Source organism: Thalassotalea sp. G2M2-11, from assembly GCF_017168195.1.
In the GTDB taxonomy this organism is placed as follows: Bacteria; Pseudomonadota; Gammaproteobacteria; order Enterobacterales; family Alteromonadaceae; genus Thalassotalea_E.
Map to the genome: position 1 here is coordinate 1,028,108 of NZ_JADNYL010000001.1, position 26,053 is coordinate 1,054,160.

The 26,053-nt window shown below is 39.6% G+C and carries 21 protein-coding genes; 9 read left to right on the plus strand and 12 right to left on the minus strand.

Annotation, left to right across the window (positions count from 1 at the left end):
- Window positions 1-35: 35 nt before the first annotated feature.
- From IV514_RS04415 to IV514_RS04445, 7 genes are all read right to left on the minus strand, one after another.
- Window positions 36-380 (minus strand): Fis family transcriptional regulator, encoded by a 345-nt coding sequence (locus IV514_RS04415; RefSeq protein ID WP_206483677.1) that lies wholly within the window; start codon window positions 378-380, stop codon window positions 36-38.
- Between the two features lie 32 nt (window positions 381-412).
- On the minus strand, window positions 413-817 hold the full coding sequence (locus tag IV514_RS04420; RefSeq protein ID WP_206483678.1) for a VOC family protein: 405 nt from the start codon (window positions 815-817) through the stop codon (window positions 413-415).
- 21 nt (window positions 818-838) lie between these two features.
- On the minus strand, window positions 839-1,924 hold the full coding sequence (gene mutY, locus IV514_RS04425; protein WP_206483679.1) for an A/G-specific adenine glycosylase: 1,086 nt from the start codon (window positions 1,922-1,924) through the stop codon (window positions 839-841).
- Between the two features lie 106 nt (window positions 1,925-2,030).
- Window positions 2,031-2,645, minus strand: a complete 615-nt coding sequence (locus tag IV514_RS04430) for a c-type cytochrome (RefSeq protein ID WP_206483680.1) — start codon at window positions 2,643-2,645, stop codon at window positions 2,031-2,033.
- A gap of 42 nt (window positions 2,646-2,687) precedes the next feature.
- The gene (locus tag IV514_RS04435; protein ID WP_206483681.1) at window positions 2,688-4,817 is read right to left on the minus strand and encodes an MtrB/PioB family decaheme-associated outer membrane protein; all 2,130 of its coding nucleotides are present in this window, start codon (window positions 4,815-4,817) and stop codon (window positions 2,688-2,690) included.
- An 8-nt stretch (window positions 4,818-4,825) separates the two neighbouring features.
- A complete protein-coding gene (locus tag IV514_RS04440) occupies window positions 4,826-5,824 on the minus strand; it encodes a DmsE family decaheme c-type cytochrome (protein WP_206483682.1) in 999 nt (332 codons plus the stop codon).
- Window positions 5,825-5,866: 42 nt separating this feature from the next.
- Entirely contained in the window at window positions 5,867-8,056 is a 2,190-nt protein-coding gene (locus IV514_RS04445; protein ID WP_206483683.1) for an OmcA/MtrC family decaheme c-type cytochrome, read from the minus strand.
- Window positions 8,057-8,402: 346 nt separating this feature from the next.
- Between IV514_RS04445 and IV514_RS04450 the strand changes: the two genes are divergently transcribed.
- Window positions 8,403-8,741 carry a 50S ribosome-binding protein YggL gene (locus tag IV514_RS04450; protein ID WP_206484022.1) on the plus strand — a complete coding sequence of 113 codons (339 nt, stop codon included), beginning with the start codon at window positions 8,403-8,405 and terminating at the stop codon, window positions 8,739-8,741.
- A gap of 82 nt (window positions 8,742-8,823) precedes the next feature.
- Here the strand turns inward: IV514_RS04450 and IV514_RS04455 are convergent, their stop codons facing one another.
- Window positions 8,824-9,501: an outer membrane protein OmpK gene (locus IV514_RS04455; RefSeq protein ID WP_206483684.1), complete on the minus strand. Its 678-nt coding sequence runs from the start codon at window positions 9,499-9,501 to the stop codon at window positions 8,824-8,826.
- Window positions 9,502-9,873: 372 nt separating this feature from the next.
- Between IV514_RS04455 and trmB the strand changes: the two genes are divergently transcribed.
- Window positions 9,874-10,599 (plus strand): tRNA (guanosine(46)-N7)-methyltransferase TrmB, encoded by a 726-nt coding sequence (gene trmB, locus IV514_RS04460; protein WP_206483685.1) that lies wholly within the window; start codon window positions 9,874-9,876, stop codon window positions 10,597-10,599.
- Between the two features lie 7 nt (window positions 10,600-10,606).
- On the opposite strand, the gene IV514_RS04465 is transcribed toward trmB, so the two are convergent.
- A complete protein-coding gene (locus IV514_RS04465; protein WP_346776894.1) occupies window positions 10,607-10,963 on the minus strand; it encodes a hypothetical protein in 357 nt (118 codons plus the stop codon).
- Between the two features lie 203 nt (window positions 10,964-11,166).
- Between IV514_RS04465 and IV514_RS04470 the strand changes: the two genes are divergently transcribed.
- A complete protein-coding gene (locus IV514_RS04470; protein ID WP_206483686.1) occupies window positions 11,167-12,759 on the plus strand; it encodes a GGDEF domain-containing protein in 1,593 nt (530 codons plus the stop codon).
- Here the strand turns inward: IV514_RS04470 and IV514_RS04475 are convergent.
- Complete coding sequence (locus IV514_RS04475; protein WP_206483687.1) at window positions 12,749-13,228, minus strand: methylated-DNA--[protein]-cysteine S-methyltransferase; 480 nt, start codon at window positions 13,226-13,228, stop codon at window positions 12,749-12,751. The two genes, IV514_RS04470 and IV514_RS04475, sit on opposite strands and share 11 nt — an antisense overlap.
- A 3-nt stretch (window positions 13,229-13,231) precedes the next feature.
- On the minus strand, window positions 13,232-14,680 hold the full coding sequence (locus IV514_RS04480) for a DNA-3-methyladenine glycosylase 2 (protein ID WP_206483688.1): 1,449 nt from the start codon (window positions 14,678-14,680) through the stop codon (window positions 13,232-13,234).
- A 361-nt stretch (window positions 14,681-15,041) separates the two neighbouring features.
- Here IV514_RS04480 and IV514_RS04485 point away from each other — a divergent pair, with 361 nt between their 5' ends.
- The 5 genes from IV514_RS04485 (at window position 15,042) to IV514_RS04505 (ending at window position 22,491) form a co-directional block, all read left to right on the plus strand.
- A complete protein-coding gene (locus tag IV514_RS04485; RefSeq protein ID WP_206483689.1) occupies window positions 15,042-17,687 on the plus strand; it encodes a TonB-dependent receptor in 2,646 nt (881 codons plus the stop codon).
- A 144-nt stretch (window positions 17,688-17,831) separates the two neighbouring features.
- Window positions 17,832-18,887, plus strand: coding sequence for a helix-turn-helix domain-containing protein (locus IV514_RS04490; RefSeq protein ID WP_206483690.1), 1,056 nt, complete (start codon window positions 17,832-17,834; stop codon window positions 18,885-18,887).
- A 182-nt stretch (window positions 18,888-19,069) separates the two neighbouring features.
- Window positions 19,070-19,708 carry a c-type cytochrome gene (locus IV514_RS04495; protein WP_206483691.1) on the plus strand — a complete coding sequence of 213 codons (639 nt, stop codon included), beginning with the start codon at window positions 19,070-19,072 and terminating at the stop codon, window positions 19,706-19,708.
- A gap of 10 nt (window positions 19,709-19,718) precedes the next feature.
- Window positions 19,719-20,945, plus strand: a complete 1,227-nt coding sequence (locus IV514_RS04500; RefSeq protein WP_206483692.1) for a cytochrome c peroxidase — start codon at window positions 19,719-19,721, stop codon at window positions 20,943-20,945.
- A gap of 1 nt (window position 20,946) precedes the next feature.
- Window positions 20,947-22,491 (plus strand): parallel beta-helix domain-containing protein, encoded by a 1,545-nt coding sequence (locus IV514_RS04505; RefSeq protein WP_206483693.1) that lies wholly within the window; start codon window positions 20,947-20,949, stop codon window positions 22,489-22,491.
- Between the two features lie 63 nt (window positions 22,492-22,554).
- On the opposite strand, the gene IV514_RS04510 is transcribed toward IV514_RS04505, so the two are convergent.
- Window positions 22,555-23,988 (minus strand): MATE family efflux transporter, encoded by a 1,434-nt coding sequence (locus IV514_RS04510; RefSeq protein ID WP_206483694.1) that lies wholly within the window; start codon window positions 23,986-23,988, stop codon window positions 22,555-22,557.
- A 461-nt stretch (window positions 23,989-24,449) separates the two neighbouring features.
- On the opposite strand from IV514_RS04510, the gene IV514_RS04515 reads away from it, so the two are divergent.
- Complete coding sequence (locus IV514_RS04515) at window positions 24,450-26,027, plus strand: ATP-binding protein (protein WP_206483695.1); 1,578 nt, start codon at window positions 24,450-24,452, stop codon at window positions 26,025-26,027.
- The last annotated feature ends 26 nt before the right edge of the window (window positions 26,028-26,053 follow it).

Below are 26,053 nucleotides of genomic sequence, written 5' to 3' on the forward strand. Positions count from 1 at the left end.
TATTGGTGCAATTCTAGTCGATAGGTTAGTTTGCCTTATTGCCCAAGTCTACTAGCCCAATTACCGTTATGGGTTTGTTGACATTTTTCTTCGCTATCGTAGCTAATTTGGCTGGTAGCGTTAGGCAGGGTAATGTTTATTTTAAATAATGCGGCTTGGATTTGCTTGTTGAGTTCTAATTGAGCATTAGATTGTAACAGTGCTTTTAGATTTTGCTCAGTATCAAAAATACATATGATTTTTAAACTTTTAGGAAAGTTAGCGTAGTTAACCGTATGGGTTAACCATTGGAAGCCATTATATTGCTCCAATGAGTATTCACAAACTTGGGTTAAGCTTTCTCTGAGTTGTTTATCTATTTTCTTAGCTGTTTTTTTCATCGCTCTAATACCATTGGTATAATACGCATTTATTAAATTTCAGAACGTACTTCTACGGTATTTCCTTGAGGATCTTTTATATACAGGGATTGTCCATAACCCTGTGCGCCGTAGCGTTTTTCAAAGTTTCCGACTTCAATACCATGGCGTTGAAAATGTGCTTTAATATCTTGTTCACTGATTGATTCCAGCTGTAGACAAAAATGGTCAAGGTTATTACCCTTTTTTGTCGGTGCAGCGCCGCCTTTACGACCAAGCTCACTGTCGATTTCAACAATGTCGATTAACGCATTACCCGCTCTTAGTTGAGTTAAGCCTAATGATGGCTCGGTTTCTCGCTCTATTTTGCAGCCTAGTACCTGACAATAAAAATGCAGCATTTGCTCTAACTTATCGGTGCGTAATACGATGTGATCAATACTTTTTATACTAAACATAACGTCTCCGTAATTCTCATTTTACAGTAATACTAACTCGTTAATTTCCGCTAATATTTTACAAGTAGAGGCGGCTAAACCAAGGGTATTGCTATCGTCTAACTTGTACCATTTATATTGAGCTGGCTCGTTGATTAGATTATTAGTAGATAATGTACAGTCGACAAGTATTGGTTCGATATCAAGATGAAAATGACTGAAAGTATGACGAAACTCAGTAAGCTTAGTTGTTTTTTCTACCACTAGACCATAGTCAGCAAGAGTTTGGTTAAGCGCTGCCGTTTGTTCTATTTCTAAAAAGCAGTAGAGTCCGCCCCAAATGCCGGCAGGAGGTCGCTTTTTCATTAGTACTTGATTATTAAGGCGTGGGATCACCATAATGGTTTGACGAACAGGCGTTGTTTTCTTTGGTTTTTTTTGCGGAAAATTAGCTTGTTCATTGGCGGCAAAAGCTAAACAGCCAGCCATTACAGGACATTGCTGGCATAAAGGCTTTGTACGCGTGCAGATCATTGCCCCCATATCCATCATCGCCTGATTAAAATGCTCTACTTCTTTTTTGGGGGTTAATGCCTCAGCAATTGGCCATAAAGCTTTTTCAAACTTTGCTTGAGCATTATGGCCTTCAACTAAGTAATAACGTGCTAACACTCGTTTAACATTACCATCTAAAATCGCATGATGCTGCTTTAGTGATAAACTTAAAATAGCCCCTGCGGTAGAACGACCAATTCCTGGTAAAGCAACCACTTGCTCAATGTGCTCAGGAAACTTACCCCGATACTCATCTCGTATTATTTTCGCGGCTTTATGTAAATTTCGCGCACGGGCGTAGTAGCCTAGGCCAGTCCAATGGTGTAAAACATTATCTTCATCGGCATTTGCTAAATCAGTAATGGTGGGAAAGCTCTCCATAAACCGCTGGTAGTATGGAATAACAGTGGCTACTTGGGTTTGTTGCAGCATGATTTCTGAAATCCATACTCGATAAGGCGTTTTATTTTGCTGCCAAGGTAAATGTTTACGCCCTTGCTGATGAAACCAGCTAAGTATGTTTTGGTTAAAATGCGACGCGGAAGCCGCTGTAATATCGGTACTTTGATTCATGCAACGCAGTGTACTTGTTTACAGGCAATTGCTCAAAAATTATTTCTCACTGCGTTGTTATCATAGGACACTGATTGTTGATGCCATTGATAGGTTCTTTTATGGCTTATTGCTGGCTTGCGTAATAGGCGAGCAAAGCTTGGTAGTCATTCTTATTTAATTGCTCCATTTTCTGTTTCATTTTTCTACCCATTTCGCGGGAACCATTAAGATAATTCTTTATCGAATTTTCCAGATATAGGGTGTGTTGTCCTGCTAAAATGCCTGAATCATCATCCGGGTCGCTACCGCCGGCATTGTGACATCTTTGACACATTTGTTCGTGCACTTTTTTCCCCTCGCTCACCAAGGCCTGATTAAATTCTTGCTTGGCGGCTTTAAATGGCTTTTGAGCAAAATAGTTGGCAATTTCGCTAATTTGCTCATCGGTTAATTGCTCGACAACTTTTTTCATATTTGTTGGCGGTTTTGATGTATCACCTAAACGGTATTTAGACTCCTGCGCTGGACGAGCGTCATCAATAAAAGCAAACAATGAATATTCGATAAATGCAGCAGAAGCTCCAGCGATAGTCGGTATATCAGGCTCTGTACTGATCCCATCTTTACCATGACAATTGATGCAAGTATTTACTATTTCTGTAGTATCGGTAAAAGCAAGCGTGTTAAAACTTAACAGTGTAGAAAAACTAAGTAATTTAAACATTGCCTTTGTATCCATTATTAAAACTCCTTGGTTGTTTTAGTGTGTGAGCTTGTTTGCTTAGAAAGTATAGGTGAATTTCATGCTGGTATAGTTCAGATTATAATTTGGTGTTAGGGCGCCAAACGTTAACAGATTATCGCCAGTTTTTAGCTCAAGTTTGTCTATAGCAAAATCATCACTGGCAAGTTTCTCGTGCTGGTATAACAGCTCGCCACTAAGCTGAGGGGATATCTGATAGCTAAAATTAACCTTTAAACGTCGCCATATGTTCTTTATATCTGGCAGTTTTTCTGAGCTTGTGGTTGTTATTTTACTTTGGCTGTTGCCGTCGGAATTGAGTGCTTCGATTGATAAGCTGGCTTTGTCATCGATGAGTTGGCTCACTTTTAATGTCATACCAAGATTGACAATATCGTCATGGTGTTTACTTGTCCAATAAGAGAAGCGGCTACCAATTTTACTCGTGGCATTAATCTTTTCTTGTTGAAAGAACAAGGTAAAATTTGCATGCGGTTTAAACTGCCAGTTGATGTCAATCCCGTAGTGATAGCGATTGTCATCTTGTAAGCCGAGCGTGGATTGATGATAACGCCTTTTGCTGAAATAACCGTTTATGTTACCTGCTAATTGGTTGCTTAAATTACTGCTGATATGGATGTTGGCCTTATTTTCAATGCGATCTGCTGTGTTATAGCGATATAACAATGGATTCTGACTAACGGCTAAATAGTGATTTTCTGATTGTTTTTCTCCGTCACGTTTAAAGTGTGAGGCTTTTATATTGTAGTGGCGATTAGCTTGATCTTGCAGTTGAAGCTTGCCAACAATGCCTTGTTCGGTGTTTTTAAAATGTGCTAGTGCAAAGCGGGTAGTATTGGCTTTTTTTAAGCTGATACTGGCTTTTTGCTTGCGGTAAAAACGCCAGTTAGCATCAAGCTGCCATTTTTCTTTGGTAAAGTCATAAGGAATGTTTTCAATGCTGTCACCAATAAAGGTGTCGGTAACAACTGGCGTGAAATTATAGCGGTTACTCTTGTTATCTCTTTGTTTATATTGATATTTAGCATTGATTTTAAATGTTGGTGACCATTTATTATATAGCCTGAGGCTAAGATCTTTAGTAGCAACTTGTGCATTAAAATCATCGACTGGTAAATCGTGGGCTAAAAATGCGTTATTTGAATAGGGGAGCAGAGCATTATTTTGCTCCATTTTACCAAGTGCGGCGTAAAGTTTTAACGAGGTTGTCATCCTTGGACGATAGTTAAGATTAAGCTTTATTTTATAAGCTTGGTTTTCAGGCTCGGCAGAAAATTGACCCGTTTTACTACCTGCAACATAACTGGAAAAAGGATTATCGTAAAAAAAAGAGTCATTGCTATTGCTAAAGTGAGAAATAAAGTAGCCTAAATTGAGGTATAGCTTGTCTTGGTGATAACTGATATTGCCATCAAGTAGCTCCGTTTGTTGGTTAATGGGTAAAGGTAAATAACTGGCATTAATTAGTTGTGCGGCAGAAAACTGTTGCAGTCCTGATTTTTTAAGTTGTTGATAATTTAATGCATAATCAAAATTGTCATCGCTAAAATAGCGCCAGTTTAAAGCTAGCTTTTGCCAGTCTATCGCGTTATCTAGCTGTTGCCAGTTGCTGGTGTCGAGGCCTTGGTTAGTGGATATCGTATCCAGATTTTGCCAGTAATCAGGCAGTTGCAGGTGGTTATCGTTAAAAGTGAATGGCGTGAGCAGCTGATGATATTTTCGCTGTGGAATTTGTTGATAATCAACAGTGAATTGGTAGCTGCCGTAGAGGCCCGCTTTGCCTGTTAAGGCAAGTGAATCTAATCCGAGTTTATCTAAGTAAAATTGACCATATTGTCCTTGATCATTTTGATACATGAGTTGAGCGGATACAAAGACCGGCTTATCTTTTTCAATGCCGGTATTAGTGCTAAAAGTGTAGGCATCATCAGACAATAACGAGAAATTTAGCGAAACATAACCTGTCAACTCTTGTGCATTAGGGCAGTATTCACAGTGCCAGTTATCAATTTTCGCTGCTGATGTTGATAACTCAGACTCAGAAGAAATACTGGCTGATGAGGCATAAAAAGGGCTGGCACTTGCACCACAGGATAATAAAATTGTGTAGATAATCAGACGTTTATTAATAAAGGATACACCATTCATAACTTGTCCTAACGCAGCAGTTTATTGCCGGATGGGTGATTGGAACCGTGTACTTTGGCATGACAGTTGGCACAGCTTCGTCCTAGTAAAAATGCTGATGCTTGTTGGCCCTGCAAATAGTCAGAACCAGAGCTAAAGCTTGGGTGGCCATCACTGCTATGACAGTTTTGACATAGATAGGGAGCACGCTGAGTTAATAAACCCGCTTGATTACTACCATGTGGTCGATGACAATTTAGGCAACTGTCACTAACGGGTTCATGTTCCCATAAAAATGGCCCGCGTTTTTCTGCATGACATTGGTAGCAGGTTTCATTAACTGAATCTGATGCTAATAATTGCTCATTGTTGGCATCATGCGCGGCATGGCAATCGGTACAACCCATTTGACCTGAGGTTAGTGGGTGCGAAAATGCACTATGGCTGGCAATTTTCTCTTTGGTGTGACATTGACCACATTGTTCGAGCTGTTGAGCGCTATTTAATATGGGATCATTGCGAACGTGTATTTGGTGGCAGTCGGTACATGCTAGATCGCTGCTTTGGTGTGTGCTTCCCAGCCAATGGCGGGTTGTAGATGCTTGATGACAGGATAAGCACAGTTGATTCTTCTCATCATTTGATATGGTGTCTTGGTCGGTAAAGCTAATCATTGCCGCTCTGACTCGACCTTTTCTTAGGCGTTTTACGGTATGTTTTCCTGCTGCGCCATGACAGCTTTCACATTGAAGACCTGAAGAAGAAAAAGGGCCATGTTTGGCATTTTTGTTGCCATGCGCCGAATTGAAAATGGCTAACACTGGAAAGGTTGACTCTTGATCGTGACATCGTAAGCAGGTGTCTGCACCTGCTTTAGAATATTCGGCGATTTCAGTGTTAGACGATTGTTTTTTCTGCTCAGTAGCATCAACTAAAAAACTAAGGCTGACTAACGTTAATATTATAAATAAGCCAACAACCACTTTCATAGCTTTGTTAATAACGGATTTGATAAGCGCTTCATTCATGCTCACTTTATTAATTCTTCCCTTTGTAGTGTTCACCAATGCTTATTCAATCCCATGGGCAGTTTTAACGGGTTTTATACCGTCAGGGCCATGACAAAATGTACAGGTTTCTACTACGTCATGGTTATCAATAGCACTTTGACTGGTAGCAAAAGATGCACCGCCATTTTGTTCCATGTGTGCTTTTGATAAATAATCATCGTGGCAAGAAGAGCACACTGCTGCGGTGGGAGTAATTTTTAGATCATCCTCTCGGTCAGTCAGGCTTGCGCCTGTATCTATGGTAGAGCCTTGTACTGTTACGGCTAATGGTAGTTGATAGCTGTTGTTGATATGGCAAGTCTCGCAATTGTTTAATTTACCAGGATAAGTGACATGGCTGAAATTATGCTCAGAGCCTCCGAAACCATAAACAATAAATGGGCTGGTACGCATCTCGCTAGCATGAATACTGTGAATTAACCGTTTAAAATCGATAGAGCGTTCTTTTAAACCATCGGCTGATGGTGGGTTACGTTTACTGATATCTGTGGCGCTGGGGTTATGGCACATTACACATAGTTCAGTGTTATCATTACGATTAGCGCCGTGCATACTCAAATTAACATGGCATGCCTGACATTTTTCGATAGCAACGATTTGGCGTCGGGCAACAGCTTCATCATCGGTGATAGAAAAGTAGGCAACTTCACTTTTTACTGGCACCCGATCTGAGTAAACACCATCTCCATCGAGATCAACCGCAGGATGACCTTCAACAGCCACCGCTCCAGATCCCATTTGATTGTCGGGAATCGCAACATTTGATGTTACGGTGAAACTGCCATCACCATTATCAAATGCGTTAGCTAATGGGTTAAGCGATACTGCATTTGACACAGGTGAACCACTGCCTTCATTGCTATATTCGTTGGTATTCCACGCAAGATCGATTGCAATGCGCGAAGCTCTATTTGCTGCGGTAAATTCATTATCGTTTAAAATATCGTAACTTTCGTTGTTATTTTGCGGATTGGTGATAGAAAAAGTGACTTGCGGCATGTCATTGGCGCGGGTACGAGTAACAGATAAGATATTGAATTTAAAGTTCTTACTCGCAACTAGTGTGTCGATTTTGTGCGAATCAGCAATACTGCCAACAAAACCGCCAGCGCGGTGACAAACCGTGCACTCACTGTTGTCATCCATCACACCGCCAGGGTGGCCACCATCTTTGCCCAGAGCAAAATCAACATCGTCATGGCAGGAACCACAGGCTGCTATTGTTGGAGTGGTTTGCCATTTGATGGCATCTACCGTGACTGGATCCTCACTGTCATGGCACTTACTACAGTGACGAATGTTCATCGGTAGGCTGACCTCTGAATAATCATGCTTGCTATCGCGATAACCCCAAATCGCATATTCATTGCCAGCAAGCACGCTTGGTAAAAATTTTCCTCGGTGAATTTTATGGATCATCACTTTAAAATCTAAGCTGTTATTACTGTTTGCATCCGTGCTACCAGGGTTGTGGCAAGTCACACATAATTGAGTATTAATGCGCCCACCACCATGCATTGCTAACCCGTCATGACATGAGTTACAGCTTTCTGTTTTGACAATATCATGGGTTAAAATCCCTGTAGTTGCCTGATCTGAAGGACGCCAGGTATAAATACTGTTAGTGGTTGGTTGATCATTACCACTGATTTGAATTGCCAAGCGGTGAGTTAACTCTGGCTGATAATTGACTGGTAAAGGTGTTGTTATTTCGGTGATATTGTTGGCAAAGGTATAAGTGTAACTACCATCATTATGATTGACTAAAGTGCCATTTCTGTCTTGAGTTGCCTGAATTTTTGTTTCTGTCCCCGGACCATTACCATCGGCATCTTCGGTTCGATTGATATAACTTTGCCAGGCATCACTATCGCCATTGGCGCCGGGAATTAATTTAGCTAAAGAAAAGCGGGGAGCAGTCAGTGAAGTAAAAGCCTGATCATTTTGATCGGAAATAGAAAAATGAACAACAGGAGCACTATTTATTTCAACGCCTGTGATCGTGACTGTCAATGACGTGGCGGGTTCAGTATTTATAGGTGGTGTTGTTGGCCCAGGTGGCCCAGGCTCACCCATAGGTCCTTGTGCTCCATCTTGACCATCTTGCCCGCAGCTTAGAGTAAGTAAGATCAATAAACTAAATATAAAGTGCTTACTAAATTGGCTAAAAGAATATGTATGCGTATTCATTGCTTTTCATCAAATGTGAGTGATTAAGTGAACCTTTTGCCATAAATACACTAATAATCTTTATTATTACAAAAAGTTGCTTTCATGTTATCTCTAATAATTAAGCGTAGACGGTAATTAAAAAAACAAAATTTCTAGGTGCGTTTTTTTCCTGTATTACGTCAAATGCAGCTTGTTATTTGACACAGATCAATTAAATAATTTGCCAGAGCTTTAATCACTGCTTAAATGATTTTCAATCAAGGCTAGTACGATTTCGGTAATCTATAATTGTTTTTGTTGGCAAATGGTGTTTTTACCTTTATGCTCCGCCCATTAACAAGTAGAGAAAGACAAGTAGGTTATGATGAAGTTTGAAGCGAAAAACCGTAGTAGACGCTTGCGTAAAAAATTAAGAGTTGATGAATTTCAAGAGTTAGGTTTTGATGTCGCTTGGAAGTTTGCCGATGATATTAAATCTGATGAAGTTGATCAGTTTATTGATCGTTTTTTTGCTGAAGTGATCGAGCCAAACGGCTTAGGCTTTGGTGGTGAAGGTGACACCATTTGGCATGGCTTAATATGTACGCAAAAGCTTGGTAAATGTACAGAACAAGATAGAGCAGCAGTGGAAAAATGGTTAAAAGATAATGGTACTACCGCTGTGTCTGTAAGCGAGCTTTACGATGTTTGGTGGGCCGAATAGCTTACTTGATGGTTAAAAGCCTGATGGGCAATTCCCTCAGGCTTTTAGCTTTCGTTTTATTTCATTGATGTTAAAAAAGATGTTAAAAATGATATTTCACCAGTAAATTAACATTTTTTTCATCAACCCCCTTAATGCCAAACTTATTCTGCCAAAAAACGTATTCAACTCCGACATAAAGCTTAGTTTTTAAATTTAATGCGTCGCCAATGTTGTATTTAAGCTGAGACGTTAGGTTCATGCTACTACTGCTAGTGTCCGTAGAGGTAACATAATCCATAAAACCATCATACATCAGCGGTCCAACTGGCAGTGCCCAGCTGAGCGTTGTTTGTACGGCATTATCACCAAAGTCATTATTTTTATGATAAAAGTTGGCTTTAAAATAGATAAATTGGGGAATTTTGAGATTAGTGCCAAGCCCGACTAAATAGTTAGTGAAACCATCTCCCACCTCGGCGGTTGTTGCAATATAAACGCTGTCGATAATGTCATTTTGATAAGAAGATAATTTAATTCGTGGTGAAAACTCAGCGTAGGTTTCACGATCGCCATTGTTAGAATGTAAGCGATCAACAAATGAAAAGCTGTCACCCCAACTATAAGCTGCAGCGTGCTCAAAGGTAAACACGGTACGTTTATTATCACCTACTTGATAGTCACTACCTTGTAAAAATGATGCGCTTACATCAGACCAAACGACTTCTGCATGGCTAGGTGGAAGAAAAAGTAAAAGTAGTAAAAGGAATATGTATTGCATTCGGTAGCCCTTATTCAGTTTTAAATTGTGCGACTAATTGTTCAAGACACTTTTGCTTTATTGGTTTTAACTAAACAGCGACATATAAGTTCAGTATAAGCTTTTATTGCTGTGATTATTTCATTCGCTTAGTTTTGTAGGCGTTTTATCACAACATTGACTTTATAGATAGCGCTTTGTATTCGAGCAATGAATTTTAGAGCCTATCTAGAATGTTGATTCATTTTCGCCTGAATCTTTATTAAAATTAGCCAAGTTCTGACATTGTTGAATTAGAAAATTCACCCAATTGATGGAATATATATGTATCTTATTTGAGTTTATTGGTTTAAACATAGATAATATGCGCCCAATTTTTGTGTAAGAATGATCATGACTGAAAGAACCCATAAAACCATTGAGCAAGCCGAACAAGAAGGTAAATACATTCGCAAAGTACGTAGTTTCGTAAAGCGCGAAGGGCGGTTAACGAATGCACAAGCGAGAGCTTTAGAATTGCATTGGCATGAAATGGGGCTTAATCATAGTGACGGTTTCATTGATAACCACAGTGTATTTGGCAATGATCAGCCTATCGTGCTTGAAATTGGTTTTGGTATGGGGAAATCGCTAGTTGAAATGGCGAAAAATGCTCCTGAGCTTAATTTCATTGGTATTGAAGTGCACAAGCCAGGTGTTGGTGCATGTATTGCGTTAGCGAAAGAGCAAGGGGTTAACAACCTGAAAGTATATGAGCATGATGCGATAGAAATACTTGCCGACTGCATTCCAAACGAAAGTTTAGCTAAGGTACAGTTGTTCTTCCCTGATCCTTGGCATAAAAAGAAGCACCACAAACGCCGCATAGTTCAGCCTGAGTTTGTTGAAACGATTCGCCAGAAGTTAGCAGTAGGTGGCGTTTTCCATATGGCGACAGACTGGGAAAACTATGCAGAATGTATGTTAGAAGATATGCAATCATCTCCTGGTTTTAAAAACTTATCTGAAACAAATGATTATGTGCCGCGCCCAGAATCAAGGCCTTTGACTAAGTTTGAAAATCGAGGACAGCGCTTAGGTCACGGTGTCTGGGATTTACAGTTCGAACGAATCGATTAGATTGAACTTATTGATCTTGAAAATGGTGCATATATTGGCGCTGGACATGAAATAAGTGCTGGCAATGACGATAATTGCCAGCTGCAATTAAGCTTTCTTTGCTGATTATCTCATGTGCTAGCGCATATTGAACAATTCTTACCGGGTATTGGCACCAATAATTTATCGTGGCTTGTACATGACAGTCATTATTAGGTGTTAGTGCTGTTTGACCTGCTTTTAATTGTGATTGGATCGTTTTGATCACTTGAGCTTTTAATTCTTGTTCGACCTGCTTTTTAAAGCCAGTAAATTGCTTTGCTCTATAGAGTTGCCAAGCCATCCAGCTAAGCACAATAACGGCGAATACAACAAAAAATTCCACATCATTATCTCTTCAATATCAGTAGGCTTAGTGTAAGTGAACTATTCATAAAAAGGTATGTTTTTATCGTCGATTCACTCATGAAAATTAGTTTCTTCTAAGGAGAAAAAGTTTAGTTGTAACTATTTTAGTGACATATATAGTTTGTTGGACTAAATTTAATATAGTACAGAAGTTAACCAAGGAAAGATGGCTGTATTCTCATGCGTGTTCTCATTTTTATCTTACTATTATACCCCTTGCTCTGTACATCAACCGAAAACAGTAAAAATGTTACCGATGTTAATTTACAACTTAAATGGAAGCATCAATTTCAGTTTGCTGGTTATTATGCGGCTCTAGAACAAGGATTTTATCAACAAGCTGGCTTTAATGTTACGCTATTGGAGCGTTCATCAGGCCCGACTCCTGTTGAGCAATTAGTACTGGGAAAGGCTGATTATGCTGTCGTTGGGGCTGGTGCCATTGTATATCGCGCTAACGGTGTGCCTTTGGTAGCACTTGCCGCTATTTATCAACATTCCCCTTCTGTGTTAATTAGCCATTATAAAAAAATGACTGACCTGAAAGGTCAAAAGGTTATGCTGAGTACGGGCATTATGAATGCCGAAATTAATGCCATGCTAACGAAAGCTGGCCTTGATATTACCGATCTTGATGTTATTCCCACCAATGACCCACTTAAAGGGTTTTTAACAAAGCAGTTTGCTGCCTTTAATGGCTACAATACCAATGAACCATTCTATTTAGAGCAAGTAAACCAGCCTTTTTTTGTCTTTTCCCCTCAGGATCATAATGTCTCGTTTTATGGTGATGTGCTAGTAACCTCTGAGCGACTGCTGCAAACACACCCTGATGAAGTGGCTCGGTTTCGAGCTGCGACGATAAAAGGGTGGCAGTATGCTATTGATCATCAGGAAGAGATCGTTGACTTAATACTTGAAAAATATAACACCCAGGATAAATCAAAACAGAGATTGATGTATGAAGCACGTGCATTAATAAAGCTGATCCATGCTGATATTGTTCCGATTGGCTATATGAGTGTAGAGCGTTGGTCGGAAATAATTAATATCTTAGAAACTGCTGGTTATATTAAATATCACCAACTTAATTTAAATAAATTTTTGTACAGTAAATATATCGAAAAAAGTGCACTAGATTGGCTAGGGGTCTACAAGGTAGAACTGTTTTTAGTTTTTGCTCTGCTTATTGGTAGCTTATTATTCGTTCATAATACTCGCTTGAAACAAATGATCCGCGAGCGAACCAAAGAAATTCGTATTGCCAAAAAGCAAGCGGAAGTTGATGCGAGAACAGATATTTTAACTGGGCTTGCAAATAGGCGTTATTGCCTAGAAGTGATCGAGCATGATTTGTCGGTAGCAAAACGTAATGGTTTGTCATTGTCGATGATTTATATGGATATCGATTGGTTTAAGAAAATTAATGATCAGTTTGGCCATGGGGCAGGAGATGAAGCCTTGAAAAAAATGGCCAAAATTTTGAAAAAAAATGTGCGTGCTTCGGATACGCCAGCCCGCATAGGTGGTGAAGAATTCGTGGTGATTTGTCTTGATAAAGACAAACAATCGGCTTCAATTCTGGCTGATCGTATCCGGCAGGAAGTTCAGCGCACACATATTCATTATCAAGACATCTGTTTTAACTTAACGGTAAGTTTTGGTGTTACCGCATATTCAGAAGGCGACTCGGTAGACAAACTGCTTCAGCGATCTGATCAAGCGCTTTATCGAGCTAAAGAATCTGGCAGAAATAAAGTTGTTAGTCTTTAAATTGTACCCCTTCATGAGCAAGTAACTTAGCCTTTAACGCTAATCCTCCGGCATAACCGGTTAATTTACCATTGCTTCCTATCACTCTGTGACATGGGATAATAAGTGCAATTGGGTTTGCGCCATTGGCACTGCCCACGGCTCGCACGGCTTTTTTATTCTTAATTTGCTCAGCCAACCAAGCGTAACTTTTGGTTTCACCTTGTTTGATTGTGGTTAAGGCTTGCCATACTTTTTGTTGAAACGCTGTGCCTTGTGGAGCTAGTGGTATATCAAAGCTGTTTCTGGTTCCTGCAAAGTATTGATCTAATTGTTGATGCACGGGCTGAAAAAAAGCTGCATTTTGTTGGTACTGCTCAGGCAGCTTAATTTTAGCTTCGCCTTGTTGAAAAGCTAAGCCAGTTAAGCCTTGTTTTGTCGCCGTTAAAGCTATGTCGCCAAAAGGAGAGTGGTAAAGTGAGAAGTACATGGATTAATCCTTTGTTGGTGGGGTATTGGGAGTAAGTGATTGCCATAGATAAATAGCGGCATAAGAGCGCCATGGTCGCCATTGTTCTGCCAATGCCAGTATTTGCTGATTTTTAGGCTTTGTCTGGTTGTCGGTTAAGGCTTTGATAATCCCTAGATCAGCACTGGGGAAGGCATCTGGCTCACTTAAGCCACGCATGGCAATATAATTTACCGTCCAAGGGCCAATACCTTTTATTTGACATAGTTGTTGCTCTAATTGCTCAAGTGATGGGTAATTTTCCATTAAATCACTATTTGATAGATAAAATGCTATCCAGCGTTGTAAGGTATCGCGTCGAGATTGAGTTAACCCTAGCCCATCAAAATCTGTATCGGCAAGCATTTTTGCCGAGGGAAAGGTTAACTGGGTATTTTCTGCTAAATCTGGATGATATTGACCGTATTTTTCACTGATGCGTTTAGCGAAGGTGGTTGCAGCTTTTACTGAAACTTGTTGACCAAGTATGGCGCGTACTGAAAATTCAAAAATATCCCAACAACCGGGTAGACGAAGGCCTGGACATCGCTTAATTACCTGAGCTAATAATGGGTGATCATTTAGCTGTTCATGAATTAATTGCATATCGGCATCTAAATCAAACATGCGCCTAACACGGATAATCACCTGATTGAGGTAGCTAAAATCAGACAGTGAAACGCGTAAGATCAGTGCTGATTGTTTAATTGCATGACTGAGTGAAAACCAGCCAACACAGTCGTCAAGCCTGATACTGCGTTGGTAGCTATGTTCGTCAATGTACTCCACCCCAGCAATTTGTCGGTTTCTAAAAAAACTGAGCATTAATGGCCAGTCAAAAGGGGGGCGATAAGCTAAGCTGATCTCAACTAGATTATTGTTGCTTAATTTGCTTTGTTTTCTTATCGATGAAGGTGGGCACTGATAGCAAGCTTTGATCGCTTCATTAAAGCGTCTAACACTTTGGAAACCACTGGCAAAGCAAATATCACTGATTGATAATTGTGTGGTGGATAATAATTTACGCGCAAGTAGTAAGCGTTGCTGTTGAAAATAGGCACTGGGTGATATGCCAAAATATTGCTTGAATATGCGTTGTAATTGTCGAGGGCTCAAGTGAAACTTTTGGGCGATATCACTAATATTATTCTGCTGGTAATCAACACTATGAATAATTTTCTTTATCTTAGGAGGTAAGTTTTTCATCGCCGCTTGCTCAGGGAAACAGCGTTTACAAGGTGAAAAACCAGCTTGTAATGCTTGTTCTGCACTCAGATAGTATTGAACATTCTCTGGTTTTGGCGGACGAGCAGGGCAAATAGGTCGGCAAAATATGCCTGTACTTAATACGGCAGTAAAAAATTTACCATCAAAACGGGCATCTCTACTGAGTCTTGCTGATTCACAGATTTTAGTGTTTAGGGTAAATGTCATTAAGGGCTTAGTAATTATTTTTAAAAGTTTAGCTTAGGGTAATTGTACTGAATTACTGGCGAAAATCGGACATCAATAGTAAAAATAATCTGAGTTAATGTTAAAAGTGAATGTTTATCTGCAATATTTTTAATATTTAAATTGATTATTTGCGTTAAATCACATCAACCAAATTTATTGAATTACTTAGCTTTTTTACTGCGGTTTTTAATAATCACTAGGGGGTTTTTAATATTCCGTCAGTGTTTTTCAACTTTACGTAAGCATTAGTTGATATACATCAATATAGTAAACAGGCGTATAAAAATAAATCAGCAATAAAAATAATCATAATTTTAGATTCGCTCAAGGGGAAAGTAATATGTCAGATGGCAATTACAACAGCAGGTTAATATTTCAACATAGAAAAAATCGTATCGCACAAGCAATAATCTCATCACTCATACTAACGCCACTGTGGTTACATGCTGCTGAGCAAAGTAGCAATGAAGCCGAACAAGAAATAGAAGTTTTGGAAGTGACGGCACAAAAGCGGGTGCAAAATATTATGAAAGTGCCCGTTACCGTTGACAGTATCTCTAATGAAGAAATTAAACAATCCGGCTCAGTGATGCTGGCTGATATTGATAAGTTTATTCCTGGTTTTGATTTTAGCGATGGCGATGTTACCCAAGCCGGCGTGACGATGCGTGGTGTCTCTAGTCCGAACATCAGTGTTGGGGGCGATCCATCGACAGCAACTTTTTTTGATGGTGTTTATATGCCAAGAGCGGCGCAAAATGTGCTGTTCTCGGATATGCAGCGAGTGGAAGTACTAAAAGGGCCGCAAGGTACCTTATTTGGTAAAAACGCAGCTATGGGGGTGGTAAATATGATCCCTAATGCGCCTGAAGATGACAATACTGGTTTTATTAAAGGTTCTTTTGGCACTGATAATTTACAGCGTATAGAAGGCATGTGGAATGTCGCGTTATCTGATGATGTATATCTTCGAGTCAATGGTTTAAGCAACATGCAAGATGGCTATATTAAAAATGTTGCCAATTCAAACTTGCCGGGTAAAAAAGCCAAAGATGCAGGTCAAAAAGACCATCAAGCATTACGTGCTGCTTTAAAGTGGCAGGTGTCATCAAGTACTGATCTACAATTATCATATGATTGGGATCAGGTTGAACAAGCGCCAGGTGCTGCTATTGGTTTAAGCCCATATGCAGAAAATCCAACAGACCCTTTTGCCGATACTTTTGCCAACGATGTGGTAAACGGCAATGAAAGCCGTGATATGTCTGCCGTCACCGTTAAGTTGAATCATGAGTTTGATGACCATTGGTCAATGATGTTGATTTCAAGTAAGCGGGAATGGCAAACAACTAACCGGATTGATGAAGATGGCACACAAGATGTGACTCGTTATTTAGATACCGATAATCAGGAAGATTCAGACATTTTTTATAATGAGTTACAAATCAATTATAATACCAACAACTTCAATTATGTTGGTGGACTGACTTATTCTAAAGAAGATGTTCATCAAACGACTTTTATCAGTACCACGACAGATACTGCGGCACGTTTAGTGTCTGGTCAGTTAAATGATCAAATAGCAGCAGGGGTTCGACAAGAATTTGCCAACTCTGTGGGTGTCGCTCCTGAAAATGTTCCTCAAGAAACTGTTGATTATTTATTGGGCTTGTATGGTCTTCCTTTAGAGCATATTTGGGATGCTGACCAATGGGCGACAACGTTGAATGTGATGGGCGTTGCAGGTGATATCATGAATTACCTTGCAGCCATTGGAGCGGTACCTCCTGGCACACCATTAACAGCAGATATTGTGGCCTTAACCGGTGATGCTACCTATGATATTGTCGCTCAACAATTAGGTATTGCCGAAATTTTTGGTCCTAGTTATGCGGGACAAATGTGGTCTGAGAACTTTATCAATACGGGGGATTTCACCAGTTACGGGGTTTATTCTGATTTTGATTTTCAAATTACGGATCAATGGAATGTGTTCTTTGGATTACGTTATTCCAAAGATGAAAAAGACTTCTCATGGCAGGTATCGCAAACACAGTTTGCTCAAGTAAGACCTGGCGTAGGTAATATTTTATTTCCTGCTCGTGAGCAACTTGAGCAGTCAAAGTCGTGGAGTAAAACCACAGGTCGTTTAGGTACGGGCTATATTATTAATGATGATCATATGGTGTTTGCTTCGATTGCTACTGGCTATAAAGCGGGCGGCTTTGATTCACTAAATTCTCCTCACAGTGAAAGTGATGGCAGTATCTTGCTTGATCCCGCAACGGGTCAGGTGCTGGATGTTTCGTTTGCACCCGAAGAATCTCTGAATTATGAAATTGGCTATAAGGGCGTATTGTTTGAAGAAATCGTCACTACGTTATCGCTATTTCATAATGTCCTAGATGATAGACAAGTTAGCAAAAACTCTAAGCCACCTGAGCAAGCACAGGCCTTACCTACCATAGTCAATGAAGATATGGTGATTGACGGTTTTGAACTGTCGATGAATTGGCAAATGACCGATACATTTTCGACCGGTTTTGTCACTGAAGTTAGAAATGTTGACGTGGAAACAGAAGCGTTTTATAACGATGTTGGCACCTTGATCGAGGCAGGAACCGCCAAGAGCGATACTAATAGTTCTTATACGCTTGTTGCTGATTGGATGCCAGCAGTATCTGAAGGGTTCGCTATTGTGCACCTTGATTACGTTTTTCGTGAAAATGGTCGAGGCCTAGAAATTGGTAATGATGAGTGGGTTAATAGTATTCCTCATTATTTTGATGATACTAAGCTATTAAATGCGCGTATTTCATGGATCAGTGATGATGAATCTCTAGAGATAGGTTTATGGGGTAAGAACTTATTAGACAATCGCTATCCTGGAACGGTCGGCGGCCGAACTAAAGATGTACTTGGTACCGGTACAACTAGTGTCAATAAAGGCTTGGAAGCCGGTATTGATGTAAAGTATATGTTTTAACTCATGCTGTTGTCACCTTTATTAAGCTTAACAGTGCAAGCTGTTAAGCTTTTTTTATCTTAATGATTTTCTCTACTTGGTATAATGTGATATTGCGTTTAGTATATGACGCACATAATAATACTGATTAGTTTACTCTCCATTATGGCTGAATTTTTTTACCATTTTGCTTTTGCTCAAATGTCGCTTTGCGTCTTATTATTATTTCCTTATCGAAAAAAAAATACGGCTATTCCTCTTTTTATCTTATTAATGATATGTAGCGGTAGTTATATCCTTAGTGATACCTTTACTTCCATTGGCACGCACTCTGTATTGTGGTGGCTTGGGCATCTTGGTGGTAATGCGCTACCAGGGGTGTTTTGGTTAGTCAGTTTGAGTGTGTTTGGCGGGCATACCGAATTAAAGAGATGGCAATATGCTTTGGCATCATTAACTTTATTTGTGCCATTGTTGAGTCAGGTTATTGAACTGCTTTTCTCCATTGAACTCATTAACTATCCTGCGATTTATGGCTTGTTTACTTACGGGGCTTTATTACTTGAATTAGTGCTGATTTCACATGCGTTGGTGATTTCTTTTTGTCAGTGGCGAGATGATCTCGTACAAGAGCGCCGTTATTTACGTGGCGCAGTGATCACCATTGCTTCTATTTATATTATTTTAGTGATCGTTTTAGAAACGCTGTTTAATATTCAGTGGCAATGGCTTGAATTGGCGAAAAGTGCTTTATTAGTAACGTTAGTAACAGGGATTAACTTTTTCTTATTTCAATTAAATGAATCAAGTTTATTTGAAACAGTAACGGTAAATGATAATCAGGGTATCTCGCAGTCTCAATCTACAAAGTCATCAAAAGAAGTGGTTCAAATTCTTAACTCTATGGAGCAAGATAAATTATATCAGCAAGAAGGGATGACCATCTCAAGCTTGGCAAAGCATCTTGGTATTCACGAATACAAATTGCGTAATTTAATTAATGGTGAATTAAATTATCGTAATTTTAATGACTTTCTTAATCATTACCGTATTAAAGAAGTGACTCATTTTTTAAATGATCCTGCTTTTCAAAATACACCAGTATTAACTTTAGCGTTAGAAAGTGGTTTTCGTAGTTTAAGCTCATTCAATAAGGCATTTAAAGCCACACATAATATGACACCAACAGAGTATAGAAAAAAACATTTAATGAAAAAATAACTTAAATAATTTTAACTTGTTGTTTTCTATCTGTAATTCCTATTTTTATACTGGTTTAATTTTAAAAAAACATCCAGTTTTAGAATCCGTCAGCTTTATTTGATAATTCGTCAGCATTTAATCTTCAGCACGATATAGTGGAGTCAGCGATTAGTTGATGAATGCAAGAAACGGCGGATGATATGAAGTTAGCAACAAGGCAATTTGTTACTCGGGTAACCAGTTTAATATGTGGTGCGTTAATAATAACTGTTAGCCATATTGCTTATGCGGACAAAGCTCCGCAATCTTTTCAACAATGTGTTGCTTGTCATGGTGACAAAGGCCAAGGCAATCCACAATTAAATGCCCCAGTTATTGCGGGCTTATCTGCAAGTTATACCACTCGCCAATTAAAACATTTTGCTACTGGCATTCGTGGCAATAAACCCGCTGATAGTTTTGGTCAACAAATGGTGGCAGTTAGTCAGCAATTAGACTTTGAACAAGAAGTTCCTGCACTTAGTCAGTATTTAGCTAAGCTCTCCCCACAGACAACACAAACATCAAGCGGTGATTTAATGAATGGTAGTCGTTATTTTCAAGCAAAATGTGGAGCCTGTCATGGTGGTCAAGCACAAGGAAATGAAGCATTTAATGCGCCCAAACTAGCAGGGCAAAACTTGGCATATTTAAAACGTCAAATGAATAATTTTGTCAGCGGGGTGAGAGGCTCGCACGCAGAAGATAAACTGGGTCGACAAATGGCTATGATGGCGAAAACTACAACAGGTAAAGAGCTTGATGATATTTTGCATTACATTGCGACGCAATCAAAGTAGGTAGTCAAGTATGAAGCATCTTGTTTATGTATTATTGAGTGTTTGTATCATCTCCGCTGAGGTAACAGCAAACGATGGTTCTTTCTCCTTAGCCAGTAATTGTCCGCCAAGTTTTGAATTAACCGAGCAAGGTGTCTGTCGATTAGTGACTCAATATCAGTTTTATGACTCAGTGCAAAATAGAGGGGTTGGGGGAACACAAACCTCTTTACCTGCCCACCGCGACGGATTTACACCGGCTCAAATTGACTTAGGACGTTATTTATTTTTTGATCCCGCGTTATCAAAAGATGGCTCGATTTCTTGTGCTAGCTGCCATCAGCCAGACAAAGGCTTTAGTGATGGTTTAGATCGAAGTGTTGGCGTGACGGGGGAAAAAGTGGGGCGTTCTGCACCAACGCTTTGGAATGTTGCATTTCTTGATAAGTTTTTTTGGGACGTACGAGCATCATCTTTAGAAGAACAGGCGCAAGGTCCTTTGTTTGATGAATTTGAGATGGGTAATAGCCCTGAACAGTTGCTAACCACACTACGAAATAACTTAGATTATGTTGATATGTTTGCTCAGGCATTCCCGACAAAACCACAGATAGAGCTTACGTCGGTTTATCAAGCATTAGCTGCCTTTCAAACATCACTGATCTCATTAAATAGTCGATATGATAGGTATGCGCATGGTTACCATAAAGCATTAAATAAAAGAGAAATTGCCGGCTTAAATGTCTTTCGATCCTTTGTTGCTCGTTGTGCAGAGTGTCATCAACCGCCATTGTTTACCAACAATCAAGTGGCGGTGATCGGTAGCCCGGAGCCTGAAGGTCGAGCACTAGATATTGGGGCTGAAAAAACCTTTAGTGCCCCTAAGTTACGGGGTGGCTTTAAAGTGCCCACCCTGAGAAATATCACTAAATCTGCACCGTATATGCATTCAGGTCGCTATGAAAAATTAATTGATGCGGTGAAGTTTTATAACGATGGTCGAGGAAACTCGGTACCCAAAGGGGAGAAGATGCAATTGCATTGGCATATTTCTGAACCCGATTTAACCGATGATGAGCTACAGTTAATTGTTGAATTTATGGGAACGTTAACCGATGAAAGCTTAACGCCACAAGTGCCTGAGCGGGTGCCATCTGGTTTACCGCCGATCGATCAAAAGTATCAACAAAGAATTGAACAACAAACACTAACTAATACTAAAAATAACAATAAACTCAATGAGCAACGCGGAGAATAATATGAGTTCAGGAAAAATAGTAGCGGCACTACTCGTTGTCGGCGCTTTTGTCGGTGGCAGTTATTATGGTAGCCAACAAACCTCAGCACCGGTGATTACTAATAGTGCCGGTGGGGAAAGCTATAGCGGTGGCTATCAGCAATCATCGGATGCCCAAACAACAGCACAAGAAAATAATGCGACAAAGACGAAATACAATAGCATTGTGGCTGATCGTTCTATTGCAGGTGAAACTCATGTGGTCAATGATGGTGAATCCATCATGGCGATGGTCGAAAAGGCTAAGCCTGGTGACATCATTCAAGTCATGCCGGGTACTTATCATGAAACCGTTTATATTGATAAAGATAACATCAGTATTATCGGGGTGATTAAAGAAGGAAAGCGTGCGGTACTTGATGGTAAGAAACAGTTAAATGATGCTGTGTTGTATTCGGGTAATAACTTTATCGTTGAGAATTTAGAAATTACTAACTACAAAGGCAATGCCATCATGGGGCAGGCGGGTAACAACTTTGAAATTCGTAATAACATCATTGTTGATACTGGCGTTTACGGCATATTTCCCCAACTGGGTAAAAATGGTGTGGTTGAATATAACGTGATTTCAGGCATCGAGGATGCAGCCATTTATGTCGGCATGAGTGATAACATTCATGTTGCGTATAACGATGTATTTGACAGTGTTGCGGGTATTGAAATTGAAAATTCTCGTCATGCTATTGTTGAACATAATAATGTACACAACAATACTGGCGGCATATTGGCATTTATTACTCCTGGCTTACCGATAAAAACGACTTATGATGTCATTATTCGCAATAATTTCGTTATTGGTAATAACCATAAAAACTTTGCTGCTCCAGGCTCTACAGTGGCCGGCATTCCCCCAGGTACAGGGATTTTAATTATGGCGGCTGATGATGTTGTGGTGGAAGATAATATTATTAGCGATAATAAAACCGCAGGTATTTTGATCACAGATCACAATAATGCACCTAACACCACCATAGATCCTGAATCAGATCCTAAACCTGATCGAGTAATGCTGTTAAATAACCTTATGTACCGTAATGGCTATGACACGATAGACGAAGTGAAAGCGTTAATGTTGACTGAGTTTAAACAAGGCGAGCCTGATATCGTCCGTGTAGGGGCAACTGATGGTAGTTGTATTATTAATCGTCACCGTTACGTTTCGGTTGGTGTGAATAGCTGGAAAGAATGTAGCTTTACTAACACCGATGATGTTGTTACTTACTTACTTGATAAGCCAGTTGCGCCACGTGTTATTGACCCATCAGAGCGTGGCAGTGTTGTCTATAATGGTATTTGTGCCGGTTGTCACACTTACACTGGGCGTATGATTGGTCCGCCAGTACAAATTATCCAGGCATTGTATATGGACAACCCTCAAGGTATTGCGGACTTTATTGCTAGTCCTACAAAGAAACGTGATGATTATCCAGAGATGCCACCACAAAATTACTTAGATGAAGAAACTCGTCTTGCCGTTGCTAAGTATATGTTGAAAGTTTCTCGCTAAATAGCGTTGATAAGTAAACTAATGGGAGCAAATTGCTCCCATTTTTATGTTTAAGGCTAACATTTACACTGTTGTTAGTTTCCACTGTCCTTTACTAAAGATCCGCCAGCCTATCAAAGCAAATACTAGCTGTGCTAGGGTGACTGATAAAAACACACCCGTTGGGCCCAAAGCTAACCATTTTGCTAAACCATAAGCGAGTGGTATTTGTATTAACCAATAACAGACAAAGTTAATTTTTGTTGGTGTCATGGTATCTCCCGCGCCATTAAATGCCTGCACTAGAATCATCCCTAACGCAAAAAAGCCATTGCCATAGCTAATATAACGTAAACAATCTACACCATAAGCCACGATTAAATCATTTGTGCTAAACAGACTGATAATGCCGTGAGGAATGGTAATAAAAATGATTGCAACCACCAATAAAAAGTAAATATTATACTTGGCGATACGCCATACAGATTGCTCTGCTCGGTCCGGCTGTTGGGCTCCTAAGTTTTGCCCGACCAGAGTAGCAACGGCATTGCTTAACCCCCACGCAGGTAAAATTGCGAACATAAAAATTCTGATAGCAATAGTGTATCCTGCAACGGCTTCACTGCCGTAGGTTGAAATGATACGGATAAGCACAATCCAGCTCGCTGTCGCAATTAAAAACTGTACGACACCACCAAAAGAGAGTTTTACAATGCTCAAATACACCGTAAGTTTAAATGCAAGGTGGTGCATTGCTATTTTAATGCGTCCGTTAATACCAAATAGGTAATTGAGCTGATAGAGTACACCAACTCCTCGGCCAATTGTGGTGGCAACTGCGGCGCCTGTAAGCCCCATTTCAGGGAATGGACCTATGCCATAAATTAACAATGGATCAAGCACAATATTAATGCCATTAGCTAACCACAATGCTCGCATGGCAACCGAAGCATCTCCTGCGCCTCTGAATACGGCATTCAGCAAAAATAGGTAAAGTATGGTGATAGAGCCTGTTAACATTATGGTGGTATAGCTTTTACCTGCGTTGACTAATGCCTGCTCACCGCCCATTAAAATCAGAATATCTTCAGCAAAATTTAACCCGATAAAGCCAACAATCAAGGCGACTGTCATCCCTATCCATAGTGTTTGCCCCGCGACTACATTGGCTTGTTCAATGTTTTTCTCGCCATATCTTCTGGCAATTGTGGCGGTTACGGCCATACTAAAACCAATTGCGATGGCGTATAGCAATGTTAAAACCGCTTCTGTTAAACCAACTACGGCAACGGCTTGTGCACCTAAACCTGAAACAAAAAAGATGTCGGTAATGGCAAAAATCGATTCCATCAGCATTTCTAATACCATTGGAACTGCCAGTAAAAAAGCAGCAACACCAATAGAGCCTGAAGTTAAATCTCGATGTTGTCCTTTTAACGCTAAAGCAAAGAGTTGCCTGAATGTTAGTTTCTGCTCAGCTACTGGCTGCGCAGGTTGAGTGTTTGGTTGTGTTGTCAAAATGAGGTACCTTTTAGAGAACAAGTTCAGTAAAAAACTTGATCGATAAATCTCAACTCCACTTAGTGGAATTATGGCAATGTTATCTTGAACGGCTAGTAAGGGGAGGATTAATTGTTAAGGACAGCGGAAGTTATATAAAAACAATTAATACAGGAGCTGCTTAGTATGGATGCTTTTTTTAAGCGCCAGCCCAGTACGTAGCAAAATCGATGATAACGGTCATTGTCAGAGTTGAATTGTTCATTGTCTCGCTTCCTCACGAAATGTAAAACTGAGCATGCTAATATCTCAGTGAGTGAAATAATTGTCAATAACTTAAAATAATAAAGCAATTTTGTTTTGAAAATTCAAAATAATAGCATTTTCTGTTAACAGTTTGTTATAGCGCAATAGTATTTATTGACAACCATCAGATTGACTATTTTAATTAGGGTATTGCATCTTTAGGGAAAAAATAAATGAATACAACGGCCTCGTTTAACAATAAATTAAGTCGACGCGTATTGATTTATATTTTACTCTGTAGCTCTATTCTTTCTATCGCTTCTACTGTTATTCAAGTTTATATTGCTTTTGAAAAAGATCTAACTCGGCTCGATCAGCGCTTTGATAATATTGAATCGAGTTATATTCAATCGATCTCGACAAGTTTATGGGATTTTAATGAGCCTTTAGTACAGCAGCAGATCCAAGGGATCGCCAAATTACCCGATATTCGTTTTGTTAAAATTACCACCAGTTTTGACAAAGTGTATCAACATGGCGATGAAAATGTTGTTGCTACGAAGGTGGTAGATTACCCCATTTTCTATGGTGATAATGATATCGGCAGCATTCATATTGCTGCTGATTATTCGGATATTTATCAAAGCTTGTGGGAGCAAACCGGTTATATTATTACTTCTGAGTTTATTAAAACCTTTATTGTTGCGTTGTTTATCATGTTTATTGTGCATTGGGTCATCACGCGGCATATTTATCACATCACCGACTATTCACAGAATGTTAGAACAGAGAATCTCAATGAACCGTTAGTGCTTAGTGAACGAAGTAAGCGAAAAGATGAATTAGATGATCTAGCCGATGCGATCAATAAAATGCGTTTAGCATTGAAGAATGACATTGTTAAGTTAGAAGAAGCTGAAAATGCGTTGATCAACTTAAATGGTGAATTAGAAATTAAAGTTTATGATCGCACCGCCAAGCTTGCTGCCAGCAATCAACAGTTACAACAATCGCTTGATGATTTAACGTTAGCAAAAGATCAATTAGTTCAGTCGGAGAAAATGGCGTCGTTGGGACAGTTAGTGGCGGGGGTTGCTCATGAAGTTAATACACCTTTAGGCATTTGTGTTACTTCTATCACAGCGTTGAAAGAAAAAGTCATAGATTTGAACCGAGCGGTTGAAAATGAAAACCTCACTAAATCTAAACTCACATCAACTTTGGCTCTGTTGGTAGAATATCAGGAAATTATTGAACGCAGTTTAAATAAAGCGGTAGAACTGATCCGAGGGTTTAAATCGGTGGCTGTGGAGCAACATACAGATCCAGAGCTCAATATTAATCTGGCACGACATGTAAATGATGTGGTCAATACGGTTAAAACCTTATTTAAGCGAAAAGATTACAAGATTAATATTTCTGTGGATAAAGATTTTAACTTAGTAACATACCCAAGTGCATGGAACCAAATTTTGACTAATTTTATGACCAATTCCCATGTTCATGGTTTTGAAGGACGAGATAAAGGTGAGATCAATATTCGCTTTACAGAAAGCGAAGGTTACTTAACATTGCTATACAGCGATAATGGTCGAGGGTTAAGTGATGAAGTGAAAAACCGGATCTTTGATCCTTTTGTCACTACCAAGCGAGGACAGGGGGGATCTGGTTTAGGAATGAATATCGTTTATAATTTAGTGACAGCTAAATTAAACGGCACCATAAAGTCTCTTGATACCGATACTGGCTGTAGCTTCCAAGTTAAAGTGCCCATAGTGCAGTCTGAAAAGCCTTGTGAGTTGCCAGAATAGCACCATCACTAGTTTGTTAATTAATA